This is a genomic window from Cryobacterium sp. Y57 (assembly GCF_002929505.1).
In the GTDB taxonomy this organism is placed as follows: Bacteria; Actinomycetota; Actinomycetes; order Actinomycetales; family Microbacteriaceae; genus Cryobacterium.
This window is the reverse complement of record NZ_PJJL01000069.1, coordinates 23016-35729: the sequence shown is the minus strand read 5'-3', so window position 1 is coordinate 35729 and position 12714 is coordinate 23016. Positions and strand designations below refer to the sequence as shown.

The window sequence follows — 12714 nt, the reverse complement described above, 5'->3', positions numbered from 1 at the left end:
AGCGCGAGGCTTACTTGGCCTTCTCAAGAATCTCGACCAGGCGCCAGCGCTTGGAAGCGCTCAGCGGACGGGTCTCACTGATCAGGACCAGGTCGCCGATGCCGGCGGAGTTCGTCTCGTCGTGCGCCTTCAGCTTGGATGTACGGCGGATGACCTTGCCGTACAACGGGTGCTTCACGCGGTCTTCGACCACGACAATGATGGTTTTGTTCATCTTGTCGCTGGTCACGTAACCACGCAGCGTCTTGCGGTAACCGCGTACGAGCTCGGTGGCTTCGCCCGCGACGACCGTTTCGTCAGTCTTCGCCATGACTAGGCCTCCTTCGTCTCGACGGCCTCGGCTGCAGCGTCATCGGTGGACTCCACTGCTGCCTTGGCCTTCTTGGTCTTCTTTTCAGCCTTCTCAGCCTTGGCCGGAGCCGGGGCTGCGATGGGCGTGGCACGAATGCCCAGCTCGCGCTCACGGAGAACCGTGTAGATGCGAGCGATGTCGCGCTTGACCGCGCGGAGGCGGCCGTGGCTCTCAAGCTGACCGGTAGCCGACTGGAAGCGCAGGTTGAACAGCTCTTCCTTGGCCTTCTTCAGCTCTTCGAACAGCTTTTCATTGTCAAAAGTATCGAGCCCGACTGGGGCGAGCTCCTTGGTGCCGATCGCCATTATGCGTCGCCCTCCTCGCGCTTGATGATGCGTGCCTTGAGGGGCAGCTTGTGAATTGCACGGGTGAGCGCTTCCTTCGCAACGGCGTCGGTGACACCGCTGAGCTCGAACAGAACGCGACCCGGCTTGACGTTGGCAACCCACCACTCGACCGAACCCTTACCGGAACCCATGCGGGTTTCGGCCGGCTTCTTGGTCAGCGGACGGTCGGGGTAGATGTTGATCCACACCTTCCCGCCACGCTTGATGTGACGCGTCATGGCGATACGAGCGGACTCGATCTGACGGTTGGTCACATAGGCGGGGGTGAGCGCCTGGATGCCGTACTCACCGAAGGACACCGTGGTGCCACCGGTAGCGTGGCCGGTGCGACCCGGGTGGTGCTGCTTACGGTGCTTGACTCTACGTGGAATCAACATTATTTAGCCTCCGCGACCGCTGCGACGGGAGCCGCTGCCGGCGCATCTGCACGAGGTGCACGACGCGGTCGATCGTCACGACGCTCGGGGCGGGACGACTTAGCGTTGGCCTGCTCGCGAGCGAGTTCCTTGTTGGTGATGTCGCCCTTGTAGATCCAGACCTTCACGCCGATACGGCCGAAGGTGGTCTTGGCTTCGTAGAAGCCGTAGTCGATGTTCGCGCGCAGGGTGTGCAGGGGCACACGACCTTCGCGGTAGAACTCGCTGCGGCTCATCTCGGCCCCACCCAGACGACCGGACACCTGGATGCGAACACCCTTGGCGCCGGCGCGCTGTGCACCCTGCAGGCCCTTACGCATCGCGCGGCGGAACGCCACACGTGCGGAAAGCTGCTCGGCAATACCCTGCGCGACGAGCTGGGCATCCTGCTCGGGGTTCTTGACCTCGAGGATGTTCAGCTGGATCTGCTTGGCGGTGAGCTTCTCAAGGTCGGAGCGGATGCGCTCGGCCTCCGCGCCGCGGCGACCGATCACAATGCCCGGACGGGCGGTGTGAATGTCAACGCGCACACGGTCACGAGTGCGCTCGATCTCGATGCGGCTAACGCCGGCACGGTCAAGGCTGGTGCTCAGCAGGCGACGGATCTTGACGTCTTCTGCAACAAAGTCAGCGTAACGCTGACCCGGCTTGGTCGAGTCAGAGAACCAACGCGATACGTGATCGGTGGTGATTCCCAGACGGAAGCCATAGGGGTTTACTTTCTGACCCATTACTTCGTACCCTCCTCAGGAGTGGTGAGCACAACCGTGATGTGGCTGGTGCGCTTCTTGATTTCGAATGCGCGGCCCTGGGCACGAGCCTGGAAACGCTTGAGGGTCGTACCCTCGTCAACGAATGCCCGGCTAATGAACAGGTCCTGCTCGTCCAGATACGTGTTGGCTGCATCTGCCTTGACCCGGGCGTTGGCGATGGCCGAGGCCACCAGCTTGTACACCGGATCGCTCGCGCCCTGGGGTGCGAACTTCAGAATTCCCAGCGCTTCGTGCGCCTGCTTGCCGCGGATCATGTTGACAACGCGACGAGCCTTCTGGGGGGTAACGCGGATGTGACGCACGCGTGCGATCGACTCCACCATTTCTTCTCCTCCTTCACGTCACCGCGTTAGCGGCGACGGCCCTTCTTGTCGTCCTTCACGTGTCCACGGAAGGTGCGGGTGGGTGCGAACTCACCGAGCTTGTGGCCGACCATGCTCTCGGTGACGAACACCGGGATGTGCTTGCGTCCGTCGTGCACTGCGATGGTGTGTCCGAGCATGTCGGGGATGATCATCGAGCGGCGCGACCAGGTCTTGATTACGTTCTTGCTCTTGGCTTCGTTCGCCGTGAACACCTTGCGAAGCAGGTGGTCGTCAACGAAGGGGCCTTTCTTAAGACTTCTTGGCATCGTCTACTCCTACTTACGCTTCTTGCCGACGGTACGGCGACGAACAATGAGCTTGTCGCTTTCCTTATTCGGGTGGCGGGTGCGCCCTTCCTTCTGGCCCCAGGGGCTGACGGGGTGACGTCCACCGGACGTCTTACCCTCACCACCACCGTGCGGGTGATCGACCGGGTTCATGGCAACACCACGAACGGTCGGGCGAACGCCTTTCCAGCGCATACGTCCGGCCTTGCCCCAGTTGATGTTCGACTGCTCGGCGTTGCCGACCTCGCCGATCGTCGCGCGGCAGCGAGCATCCACGTTGCGGATTTCACCAGACGGCAGACGAAGCTGGGCGTAGACGCCCTCCTTCGCGACGAGACGAACCGACGAACCGGCGGAGCGGGCCATCTTGGCGCCACCACCCGGACGCAGCTCGATCGCGTGAATGATGGTACCGGTGGGGATGTTCTTCAACGGCAGGTTGTTGCCGGGCTTGATGTCAGCCCCGGCTCCCGACTCGATGATGTCGCCCTGGCTGAGCTTGTTCGGCGCGATGATGTAACGCTTCGTGCCGTCGATGAAGTGCAGGAGCGCGATGCGCGCCGTGCGGTTCGGGTCGTATTCAATTTCAGCGACGCGGGCGTTGACGCCGTCCTTGTCGTTGCGCTTGAAGTCGATCACGCGGTACTGGCGCTTGTGGCCACCACCGATGTGACGGGTCGTGATGCGGCCCTGGTTGTTACGTCCACCGGTCTTGGAGAGCGGACGCAGAAGCGACTTCTCCGGGGTGGAACGCGTGATTTCCGCGAAGTCGGCAACGGATGAACCGCGTCGACCCGGGGTCGTGGGCTTGTACTTACGAATAGCCATTAGTTATCCCTCTGCCTGTCGCTTAGCCGACGGCCGTGAAGATGTCGATGGAGCCAGACTTGAGCGTGACAATGGCACGCTTGGTGTCCTTGCGCTTGCCCATGCCGAACTTGGTACGGCGAGTCTTGCCCACGCGGTTCAGGGTGTTGATCGAAGCGACCTGCACCTTGAAGATCTTTTCGATCGCGAGCTTGATCTCCGTCTTGTTCGAACGGGGGTCAACGATGAAGGTGTACTTACCCTCGTCGATCAGGCCGTAGCTCTTCTCAGAGACGACCGGAGAGATGATGATGTCGCGGGGGTCCTTGTTGGTCGCGATAGTCATTATGCGGCCACCTCTTCCTTCTTGGTCTTACTCTCCACGAACGCGTTGAACGCGCCGGTGGTGAAGACGATGTCGTCGCTGACGAGCACGTCATAGGCGTTGAGCTGATCCCACGAAAGGATGTGCACCGTCGGGATGTTGCGAATGCTTCGCAACGTGGTCTCGTCGGTACGCTCGAGGACAACCAACACGTGCTTGCTCGTGGCGATCTGCGTGAGCAGCTCCAGGGCAACCTTGGTGTTGGGGGTCTCAGCCGTGAACAGTGCCTCGACGATGTGCAGGCGGCCACCGCGGGCGCGGTCGCTCAGTGCACCCTTGAGGGCTGCGGCGATCATCTTTTTCGGGGTGCGCTGGTCGTAGCTGCGCGGGGTCGGTCCGTGGACGATTCCACCACCGGTCATCTGAGGAGCACGGATCGAGCCCTGACGAGCGCGACCGGTTCCTTTCTGCTTGAACGGCTTGCGGCCGGCTCCGGAAACTTCTCCACGGCGCTTGACCTTGCTCGTTCCCTGGCGTGCGGCAGCAAGCTGCGCAACAACGACCTGGTGGATGAGAGGAATGTTAGCTGGAACGTCGAAGAGGTCGTCGGGAAGCTCAGCAGAGCCTGCCTTCTTGCCCTTGGCATCAATGATGTCGAGTGCTGTAGCCATGGTGACTAGGCTCCCTTCACTGCGTTGCGAACGAATACGAGGCGGCCACGAGCACCGGGAACGGCACCCTTGACGAGCATGAGGCCCTTGTCGGCGTCAATGGCGTGCACCTTGAGGTTCAGCACGGTTACGCGCTCGCCACCCATACGACCGGCCATGCGCATGCCCTTGAAGACACGGCTCGGGGTCGAGGAAGCACCGATGGAACCGGGCTTGCGGTGGTTACGGTGCGAACCGTGAGAGGAGGAGACACCCTTGAAGTTGTGACGCTTCATAACACCGGCGAAACCCTTACCCTTGCTGGTGCCCATGACGTCAACCTTGGTACCTGCAGCGAAGACACCATCAACGGTGAGTTCCTGGCCCAGGTTGTAGTCAGCAGCATCCGCGGTGCGGAGCTCGGTGATGTGGCGACGCGGCGTGACGCCGGCCTTGTCGAAGTGACCGGCAAGAGGCTTGTTGACCTTGCGCGGGTCGATCGGGCCTGCGGCGATCTGGACGCCGTTATAGCCGTCCACTGCCTTGGTGCGAATCTGCGTGACAACGTTCGGCGCGATCTCGATGACGGTAACGGGAACAAGCTTGTTGTTCTCGTCCCACACCTGGGTCATGCCGAGCTTCTTGCCGAGGAGACCCTTGGTGGTCTTGGTATCGGAGTAAGACATCGCGGGCCCTAGAGCTTGATCTCGATGTTGACGTCGGCCGGAAGGTCGAGGCGCATGAGCGAGTCAACAGCCTTCGGGGTCGGGTCAATGATGTCGATCAGGCGCTTGTGAGTGCGCATTTCAAAGTGCTCCCGGCTGTCCTTGTACTTGTGAGGTGAACGGATGACACACACCACGTTCTTCTCGGTCGGAAGCGGCACCGGGCCGACGACTGTAGCGCCCGCGCGGGTCACCGTGTCGACGATCTTGCGTGCCGAAATGTCGATGACCTCGTGGTCATACGACTTAAGTCGAATGCGGATCTTCTGTCCCGCCATGTCGAACTCTCTCTCTGTCGAGGCGTCTTACAGACAACGGCACGATTTACCGAGGTTGCATTGGACGCCGTAGTAGCACTGCTGCCATTAGCACCACTGTTCATATGTCAATTTCGAATCGCGTACGAATAAACGACGCTCATCGTCAACGTCGACTCCCAGAAGCAGAAGCTGGGGGACGGCACGGTTTCACCCATGCCAACCAGATCGTTGATTTGTGCTGCGCTCTGCTCCCTGCGGCCTAGCCTGCAATCTGCGCTCATCCGACGATGTGTTTTTCGAAAGAGCGTGACGCGACTATGCACTGCCTGGCAGTGATTCCGGCGACGCGTAGCGCACACCGAAAGTGTTGAACTAGAAGATTCTGCCACACAATTGCCACTTGATGCAACCCGGGCGTGTCGCATGCTTCTCGTCGGCCCCACGTGTCGCCCGCTATGCAGACGAATACCCGCGGGCAGCTGCCGTGGGCATCGACTGTGCCGCAACTCGAGCGGCTACCCGGTGGCGATGCCGGAGGCCACGCGCGGGCTCTGGTCGGAGCAGCTCTTCGCGGTGGATTCGGTAAGAACGCGCTGGGCCATAATCTGTCGGGATTTCTCAGACAAGCCGGTCGTCGGGTATTCGGCCAGCACCTCGCTGATGATCGCGGGAATCGACAGGGCGGCGTACTGCGTGAGGCTGTCGCAGACCAACACGCTGTACACACTGACGGTACTGGCCACGATGCTGTCGAGAACCTGCTGTTCCGACTGAGCGGTAGGCGTGAGCGTTGGGGTTAGCGTGCCGAGAGCTGACGAAGTGGGAATGGGTGCCACCTGGGCGATCGCGGATTCGGTGACGGGAGCAGACCCGACCAGGCGCGGCACGATCACCACGGCCAGGATGGCGATCACGACAACGGCAATCCCCATCAGGATGCGCATTTCCAGTTTCGATATCTGCATGCGGAAACCATAACCGGATCAAGCCATTCTCGCCTCGGGCAATCACATCTGAAGCCATGCTCTGGAATCACTGGCGGTCGCAGCACGAGGTGAGGGACGCCGGGTACGAAAAAAGGGGCCGGGCCCGAAGGCCCGACCCCTTTTTCAGGAGATCAGTAGAAAGTGACTACTTGATGATCTTGGTCACCGTGCCGGCGCCGACGGTGCGGCCACCTTCACGGATAGCGAAGCCGAGGCCCTCTTCCATGGCGATCGGCTGAATCAGCGCGACAGTCAGGTCGGTGGTGTCGCCAGGCATGACCATCTCGGTGCCCTCAGGCAGCGTGATGACGCCGGTGACGTCCGTGGTGCGGAAGTAGAACTGCGGGCGGTAGTTCGCGTAGAACGGGTTGTGACGGCCACCCTCGTTCTTGCTGAGGATGTACGCGGTGCCCTCGAAGTCGGTGTGCGGCGTAACCGAACCCGGCTTGACGACGACCTGGCCGCGCTCAACGTCTTCGCGCTTGGTGCCACGAAGAAGAAGACCACAGTTCTCGCCGGCCCACGCCTCGTCGAGCTGCTTGTGGAACATCTCAATACCGGTAACCGTCGTCTTCTGCGTCGGGCGGATGCCGACGATTTCGATCTCGGAGTTGATCTTGAGGGTTCCACGCTCGGCGCGGCCCGTTACAACGGTGCCACGACCGGTGATCGTGAAGACGTCCTCGATCGGCATCAAGAACGGCTTGTCCTTGTCGCGGATCGGGTCGGGAATGAAGTCGTCAACGGCCTGCATCAGAGTCAGGATGTTGGCGGTCCACTTCTCGTCGCCCTCGAGCGCCTTGAGTGCGGAAACCGGAACGACGGGGGCGTTGTCGCCATCGAAGCCCTGGCTCGAAAGCAGCTCACGAACTTCGAGCTCAACGAGCTCCATGATCTCTTCGTCGTCAACCATGTCGGCCTTGTTCAGCGCGACGAGCAGGGTCGGAACGCCGACCTGCTTGGCGAGAAGAACGTGCTCACGGGTCTGAGCCATCGGGCCGTCAGTAGCGGCAACCACGAGGATTGCGCCGTCCATCTGAGCAGCACCGGTGATCATGTTCTTGATGTAGTCAGCGTGGCCCGGAGCATCGACGTGCGCATAGTGACGCTTGTCGGTCTCGTATTCAACATGCGAAATGTTGATCGTGATGCCGCGCTGGCGTTCTTCCGGAGCCGAGTCAATCGACGCGAAGTCGCGCTGAACGTTGATCTTGGACGGGAACTTATCGGCAAGAACCTTGGAGATCGCTGCAGTCAGCGTGGTCTTTCCGTGGTCAACGTGACCGATCGTTCCGATGTTTACGTGCGGCTTTGTCCGCTCGAACTTGGCCTTGGCCACTGTGGGTCCTCCTCAGGACTCGCGTGCAAATTCACGGCCGCCGTTATGAGCGGCCGGTATGCGCTGGATGTGTCTATTTATATTACTCGGGCCAGGTGGCCTAAGCGATTCAGGCCCGAAGGCCACCTTAGGGCTATTCGCCCTTGTTCTTGTTGATGATCTCGTCGGCAACTGCCTTCGGGACCTCCGCATAGCTCTCGAACGTCATCGAGTACACCGCACGGCCCGAGGTCTTCGACCTCAGGTCACCGATGTATCCGAACATCTCCGACAGTGGAACGTGAGCGCGAATTACCTTCACGCCCTGCGCATCCTCCATGGTCTGGATCTGCCCACGACGCGAGTTGAGGTCTCCGATTACGTCACCCATGTATTCCTCAGGGGTACGAACTTCGACGGCCATCAACGGCTCGAGCAGAACGGGGTTCGCCTTACGAACGGCTTCCTTGAAGCCCATCGAACCGGCAATCTTGAAGGCCATCTCCGAGGAGTCGACGTCGTGCGCAGCGCCGTCAAGCAGGCTGGCTCGAACGCCCACCATCGGGTAGCCGGCCAGGATGCCTACGCGGAGCGCATCCTGGATTCCAGCATCCACCGAGGGGATGTACTCACGCGGGATCCGGCCACCAGTGACCTTGTTGAGAAACTCGTATGACTTCTCAGCAGTGATTTCCATCGGCTCGATCGCGATCTGAATCTTCGCGAACTGGCCAGATCCACCGGTCTGCTTCTTGTGCGTGTAGTCGTGACGCTCAACAGACTTGCGGATCGTCTCGCGGTACGCCACCTGGGGCTTGCCGACGTTCGCCTCAACGTTGAATTCACGCTTCATGCGGTCGACGAGGATATCCAGGTGAAGTTCACCCATTCCCTTGATTACCGTCTGGCCAGTTTCCTGGTTCTGTTCGGTACGGAAGGTGGGGTCTTCTTCAGCGAGCTTCTGAATAGCGAGGCCCAGCTTTTCCTGGTCCTGCTTGGTCTTGGGCTCGATGGCGACCTCGATGACCGGGTCAGGGAAGGTCATGGACTCGAGTACGACCTGCTGGTTCGGGTCGCACAGGGTGTCGCCCGTGGTCGTGTCCTTGAGGCCGATGACCGCGTAGATGTGACCGGCGGTCACGAAACCCACCGGGTTCTCCTTGTTGGCGTGCATCTGGAAGATCTTGCCGATGCGCTCCTTCTTGCCCTTGGTCGAGTTGATGACCTGGGCTCCGGAGTCGAGACGGCCCGAGTACACGCGCACATAGGTGAGGCGACCGAAGAACGGGTGCACCGCAACCTTGAACGCGAGAGCCGTGAACGGCTCCTCGGCGTCGGGGTGACGCATGATGACCTTTTCTTCGTCGCGCGGGTCGTGTGCCTCAATGGCAGGCACGTCGAGCGGCGTCGGAAGGTAATCGATGACAGCGTCCAGCATCGGCTGAACGCCGCGGTTCTTGAACGCAGAACCGCACAGAACCGGGTAGATCTCACTGTTGATGGTGAGCTTGCGGATGGCGCCCTTGATCTCGGCAACCGTCAGCTCTTCGCCGGCGAAGTAACGCTCCATGAGGTCGTCGTCGGTTTCGGCGACGGTTTCGAGCAGAAGCTTGCGGTACTCGGCAGCCTTCTCCACGAGGTCGGCGGGGATCTCTTCGATGGCGTACTTCGAGCCCATCTCCACGTCACCCTTGGAGTCGCCACGCCAGGTCAGCGCACGCATCTGGACGAGGTCGACGACACCCTCGAACTCAGACTCTGCACCGATCGGCAGCTGGATGACCAGCGGCTTCGCGCCGAGGCGCTTGATGATGGTGTCGACCGTGAAGTAGAAGTCGGCGCCGAGCTTGTCCATCTTGTTGACGAAGCAAATGCGCGGCACGTCGTACTTGTCGGCCTGGCGCCATACGGTTTCGGACTGGGGCTCAACGCCCTCCTTGCCGTCGAACACGGCAACGGCACCGTCGAGAACGCGGAGCGAACGCTCCACCTCCACGGTGAAGTCCACGTGTCCGGGGGTGTCGATGATGTTGATCTGGTTGTTGTCCCAGAAACAGGTCGTCGCAGCGGAGGTGATCGTGATGCCACGTTCCTGCTCCTGCGCCATCCAGTCCATCGTCGAGGCGCCGTCGTGGGTCTCGCCGATCTTGTGGTTGACACCCGTGTAGAACAGGATGCGCTCAGTTGTGGTGGTCTTGCCAGCATCAATGTGAGCCATGATGCCGATGTTGCGGACCTTACTCAGGTCGGTGAGCACGTCAAGTGCCACGGGGGTCCTCCAGCGGGTAGGGGTGGGAATGCGGAACGAGGCCGTGAGCATCCGCTTTTTCAGCGGTCAGGCGCGTGCCGACGCAAGCCGGAACGCGCCTGAACCGATGATCAGGAATGCTCGAGAGCCGAACTACCAGCGGTAGTGAGCGAAGGCCTTGTTCGCTTCAGCCATTTTGTGAGTGTCTTCACGACGCTTGACAGCGGCACCGAGGCCGTTGCTCGCGTCGAGGATCTCGTTGGTGAGACGCTCGGTCATGGTCTTCTCGCGACGCGCCTTGGCGTAGCTGGTCAACCAGCGAAGGGCCAGCGTGTTGGCGCGGTGCGGCTTGACCTCAACCGGAACCTGGTACGTGGAACCACCGACGCGGCGCGAACGCACCTCGAGGGTCGGACGAACGTTGTCGAGTGCCTTCTTCAGCGTGACAACGGCATCCAGCTCGTTCTTGGCGGAGACACCGGCGAGGGCATCGTAGACGATGCGCTCGGCGAGGCCCTTTTTGCCGTCGAGAAGGATCTTGTTGACGAGCTGGCTGACGATGGGTGCACCGTAAACCGGGTCGGCAATGACAGGGCGCTTGGGAGCGGGTCCTTTACGGGGCATTACTTCTTCTCCATCTTTGCGCCGTAACGGCTGCGAGCCTGCTTACGGTTCTTGACGGCCTGGGTGTCCAGTGCGCCGCGAATGATTTTGTAACGCACACCGGGAAGGTCCTTAACACGGCCTCCGCGCACGAGCACCATGGAGTGCTCCTGCAGGTTGTGGCCCTCGCCGGGAATGTAGGCGGTGACCTCGGTGCCGTTGGAAAGCTTGACACGGGCGACCTTGCGCAAAGCCGAGTTGGGCTTCTTCGGGGTGGTCGTGTACACGCGCGTGCAAACGCCGCGCTGCTGCGGGTTGGATTTCAGGGCGGGAGCCTTGGTCTTGGTGACCTTGGGGCTACGGCCCTTCCTGACCAACTGCTGAATGGTGGGCACTAATTACTCCTTGTTTTTGCTGCACGGTGACAGCTTTGTGATGGTTAGCATTCGACCTCTTCATTCGAGTTGGTCGAGTTCATCTGGACCCACTTGAACTCACGCGATTGCTCGCGCGTGTTTTGGTGGGTATGCCGTGGGGGCTTGCTCGAAGAGCGAACCCTGCATGTGTGGAATCTTGCCCCGACCTGGTGCTTCCTCGATGCGAACATCGTGAGGGCATAATTCAGGCGCACGACAAGCGCACACCCTATAATTCTAGCCCGGCGCAGCCACGCCGGTCAAATGGGTTGCGCCCCGTCTCGATCCCGTCTGGCGCCCATGTTCGTATCGTTTATGGGGACGGGGCCCGGGCCCCGTCCCCGGGCCCAGTTTATAAACTGGGCCCGTGTTCATAAGGTGGGCCCGGTCGTTGAGGAAGCGGATGCCACAGCTCGGCTAGGGATTGCGCGGCCACAGCGGGGAATCAAGCGTGCTCCCGAGGTCGACGAGCAGGGCCTGCACCTGGGGTTCGACGAATTTCGCGATCGCCGTGAGCAGGCGGGGCCTCTGCTGACTGAGTTGGGCGCAGACCCGCAGGCCTACCTGGGTCGCGAACTCGTCCGCAAGCTGCATCTCCGCTTTGAGCGCTCGTTTTTCTGCGGGGGTGAGCGGCGGGAGGGGGTCGGAGGGCGCGGGAACACTGTGCTCGTGCTCGTGCTCGGACCCGGCGCTGTCGGACTCGGCGCTGTCGAACTCGGCGCCGTCGGACTCGGCGACAGGTGGGGGCGGCGATTGCACGGCGGGGAACTGCTGGTCGGCGAGCTCGCTGAAGGTGAAGAGATAGGGGGCATCCGCTGCTGGTTGCGGGTCGAGGTCCAGGCCGCGAAACTCCGGGTCCAGGCCCTCGGCGGGCCGGTAGGCCTGGGCCGATTCGCGGCGCTCACTCAGGTTGAGTTCGTGCGCGAGCCGGGGCAGGTTGAGTTCCGTGTATTCGTCAACCGAAGCGTCGATCACGATCTTCATCCGCATCGACAGGGCGTGCTGCACGACGTGGGGTACGTCGACCGCGAGTCCGGCGGAGGCGATGATCGGCGACCCGAAGCACTGTCGGCACAGGCGCGCCCGCCCGCGGTGTGTCGCGGGGCGCCACCGGGTGATCCAACGCAGCCAGTTCTCAACCTCGTGGTTGACGCGCGACTCGATGGACCTATCCATACTGATCAGGGTACCCGTAACACTTCCTGCGTGAGATGCCAAGATTGCACCGTCGTCGCGGGCTAGTTATCGTCGTTTTTCTCCCAGGGCCACTCGGGGGCGCCGGACCCGGCAGGCTTAGCGAGGAGTACGAGAAAGAACAGAAAGGCAATGAGCCATCCGCTCACGGCGATGGCGATGGCGAACGGGCTCGTCATCTCTGCGCCGATGAAGGTGACGGAGCGAAAGAGTTCGCCGGTGCCGAGGCTGTAGACGACTCCCCCGAAGATGCAGTAGCCGAGATAGGCCGCGACTCCCGAGAGGAAGATCGGCAGCGCAGGAATTTGCGTTAGTCGCTCTGGGGACCGCAACACGGCACTGAGGATGACCCAGACCAGAGCAGAGACCGCGGTGGCGACCATGATGGGGCCGAGGAGAGCACCGGCATCCGCTTCGTTGATGACATCGCGATTGAGCAGCAGGCTCAGGACGCCGAACGCTGCCACGATGAACGCGGCATAGAGCGCGGCCGAAAAGGCCGCCATGGTGATCGCGTACTTTCGGTATTCCCGCATGGGTCCAGCGTAGGCCCGTCGGGTGCAACGCGCCGTGCGGGGACGGGGCCTGGGCCCCGTCCCCGGGCCCAGGTTAGATCTTGGGCCCGAGTTCCGGGCCCAGGCC

18 protein-coding genes are annotated in these 12714 nt (G+C 61.5%); all 18 read right to left on the bottom strand.

The genetic code is table 11. The annotated features are described in order from the left end of the window. Window positions 1-10: 10 nt before the first annotated feature. Window positions 11-310, bottom strand: a complete 300-nt coding sequence (gene rpsQ / locus CXY72_RS11635) for a 30S ribosomal protein S17 (protein ID WP_104127855.1) — start codon at window positions 308-310, stop codon at window positions 11-13. A 2-nt stretch (window positions 311-312) separates the two neighbouring features. Next, on the bottom strand, window positions 313-657 hold the full coding sequence (rpmC, locus tag CXY72_RS20420) for a 50S ribosomal protein L29 (protein ID WP_104127854.1): 345 nt from the start codon (window positions 655-657) through the stop codon (window positions 313-315). Further along, window positions 657-1076 (bottom strand): 50S ribosomal protein L16, encoded by a 420-nt coding sequence (gene rplP, locus CXY72_RS11625; protein WP_035880247.1) that lies wholly within the window; start codon window positions 1074-1076, stop codon window positions 657-659. Before rplP ends, rpmC begins: the two co-directional genes overlap by 1 nt. After that, on the bottom strand, window positions 1076-1846 hold the full coding sequence (gene rpsC, locus CXY72_RS11620) for a 30S ribosomal protein S3 (protein WP_104127853.1): 771 nt from the start codon (window positions 1844-1846) through the stop codon (window positions 1076-1078). The genes rplP and rpsC overlap by 1 nt, the downstream gene beginning before the upstream one ends. Next, the gene (gene rplV / locus CXY72_RS11615; protein ID WP_035880249.1) at window positions 1846-2211 is read right to left on the bottom strand and encodes a 50S ribosomal protein L22; all 366 of its coding nucleotides are present in this window, start codon (window positions 2209-2211) and stop codon (window positions 1846-1848) included. The genes rpsC and rplV overlap by 1 nt, the downstream gene beginning before the upstream one ends. A 26-nt stretch (window positions 2212-2237) precedes the next feature. Beyond that, window positions 2238-2519, bottom strand: a complete 282-nt coding sequence (gene rpsS / locus CXY72_RS11610) for a 30S ribosomal protein S19 (protein ID WP_104127852.1) — start codon at window positions 2517-2519, stop codon at window positions 2238-2240. Window positions 2520-2528: 9 nt separating this feature from the next. Further along, window positions 2529-3368 carry a 50S ribosomal protein L2 gene (gene rplB / locus CXY72_RS11605; protein WP_092339441.1) on the bottom strand — a complete coding sequence of 280 codons (840 nt, stop codon included), beginning with the start codon at window positions 3366-3368 and terminating at the stop codon, window positions 2529-2531. A 22-nt stretch (window positions 3369-3390) separates the two neighbouring features. After that, a complete protein-coding gene (gene rplW / locus CXY72_RS11600) occupies window positions 3391-3693 on the bottom strand; it encodes a 50S ribosomal protein L23 (RefSeq protein ID WP_092107233.1) in 303 nt (100 codons plus the stop codon). Continuing rightward, window positions 3693-4343, bottom strand: a complete 651-nt coding sequence (gene rplD / locus CXY72_RS11595) for a 50S ribosomal protein L4 (protein WP_104127851.1) — start codon at window positions 4341-4343, stop codon at window positions 3693-3695. Before rplD ends, rplW begins: the two co-directional genes overlap by 1 nt. Before the next feature lie 5 nt (window positions 4344-4348). Further along, window positions 4349-5008 (bottom strand): 50S ribosomal protein L3, encoded by a 660-nt coding sequence (gene rplC / locus CXY72_RS11590; RefSeq protein ID WP_092107229.1) that lies wholly within the window; start codon window positions 5006-5008, stop codon window positions 4349-4351. A gap of 8 nt (window positions 5009-5016) precedes the next feature. Continuing rightward, window positions 5017-5325: a 30S ribosomal protein S10 gene (rpsJ, locus tag CXY72_RS11585; protein ID WP_035834607.1), complete on the bottom strand. Its 309-nt coding sequence runs from the start codon at window positions 5323-5325 to the stop codon at window positions 5017-5019. Between the two features lie 497 nt (window positions 5326-5822). Next, complete coding sequence (locus tag CXY72_RS11580; RefSeq protein WP_104127850.1) at window positions 5823-6272, bottom strand: hypothetical protein; 450 nt, start codon at window positions 6270-6272, stop codon at window positions 5823-5825. Between the two features lie 166 nt (window positions 6273-6438). Then, on the bottom strand, window positions 6439-7632 hold the full coding sequence (tuf, locus tag CXY72_RS11575) for an elongation factor Tu (protein WP_104127849.1): 1194 nt from the start codon (window positions 7630-7632) through the stop codon (window positions 6439-6441). Window positions 7633-7765: 133 nt separating this feature from the next. Beyond that, window positions 7766-9880 carry an elongation factor G gene (gene fusA / locus CXY72_RS11570; RefSeq protein WP_104128051.1) on the bottom strand — a complete coding sequence of 705 codons (2115 nt, stop codon included), beginning with the start codon at window positions 9878-9880 and terminating at the stop codon, window positions 7766-7768. 132 nt (window positions 9881-10012) lie between these two features. Next, window positions 10013-10483: a 30S ribosomal protein S7 gene (rpsG, locus tag CXY72_RS11565; RefSeq protein ID WP_092107221.1), complete on the bottom strand. Its 471-nt coding sequence runs from the start codon at window positions 10481-10483 to the stop codon at window positions 10013-10015. Continuing rightward, entirely contained in the window at window positions 10483-10857 is a 375-nt protein-coding gene (gene rpsL / locus CXY72_RS11560) for a 30S ribosomal protein S12 (protein ID WP_035834602.1), read from the bottom strand. Before rpsL ends, rpsG begins: the two co-directional genes overlap by 1 nt. A 438-nt stretch (window positions 10858-11295) precedes the next feature. Further along, entirely contained in the window at window positions 11296-12054 is a 759-nt protein-coding gene (locus CXY72_RS11555; RefSeq protein ID WP_104127848.1) for a spermidine/putrescine ABC transporter substrate-binding protein, read from the bottom strand. A gap of 62 nt (window positions 12055-12116) precedes the next feature. Further along, entirely contained in the window at window positions 12117-12608 is a 492-nt protein-coding gene (locus tag CXY72_RS11550; protein WP_104127847.1) for a hypothetical protein, read from the bottom strand. Between the last annotated feature and the right edge of the window lie 106 nt (window positions 12609-12714).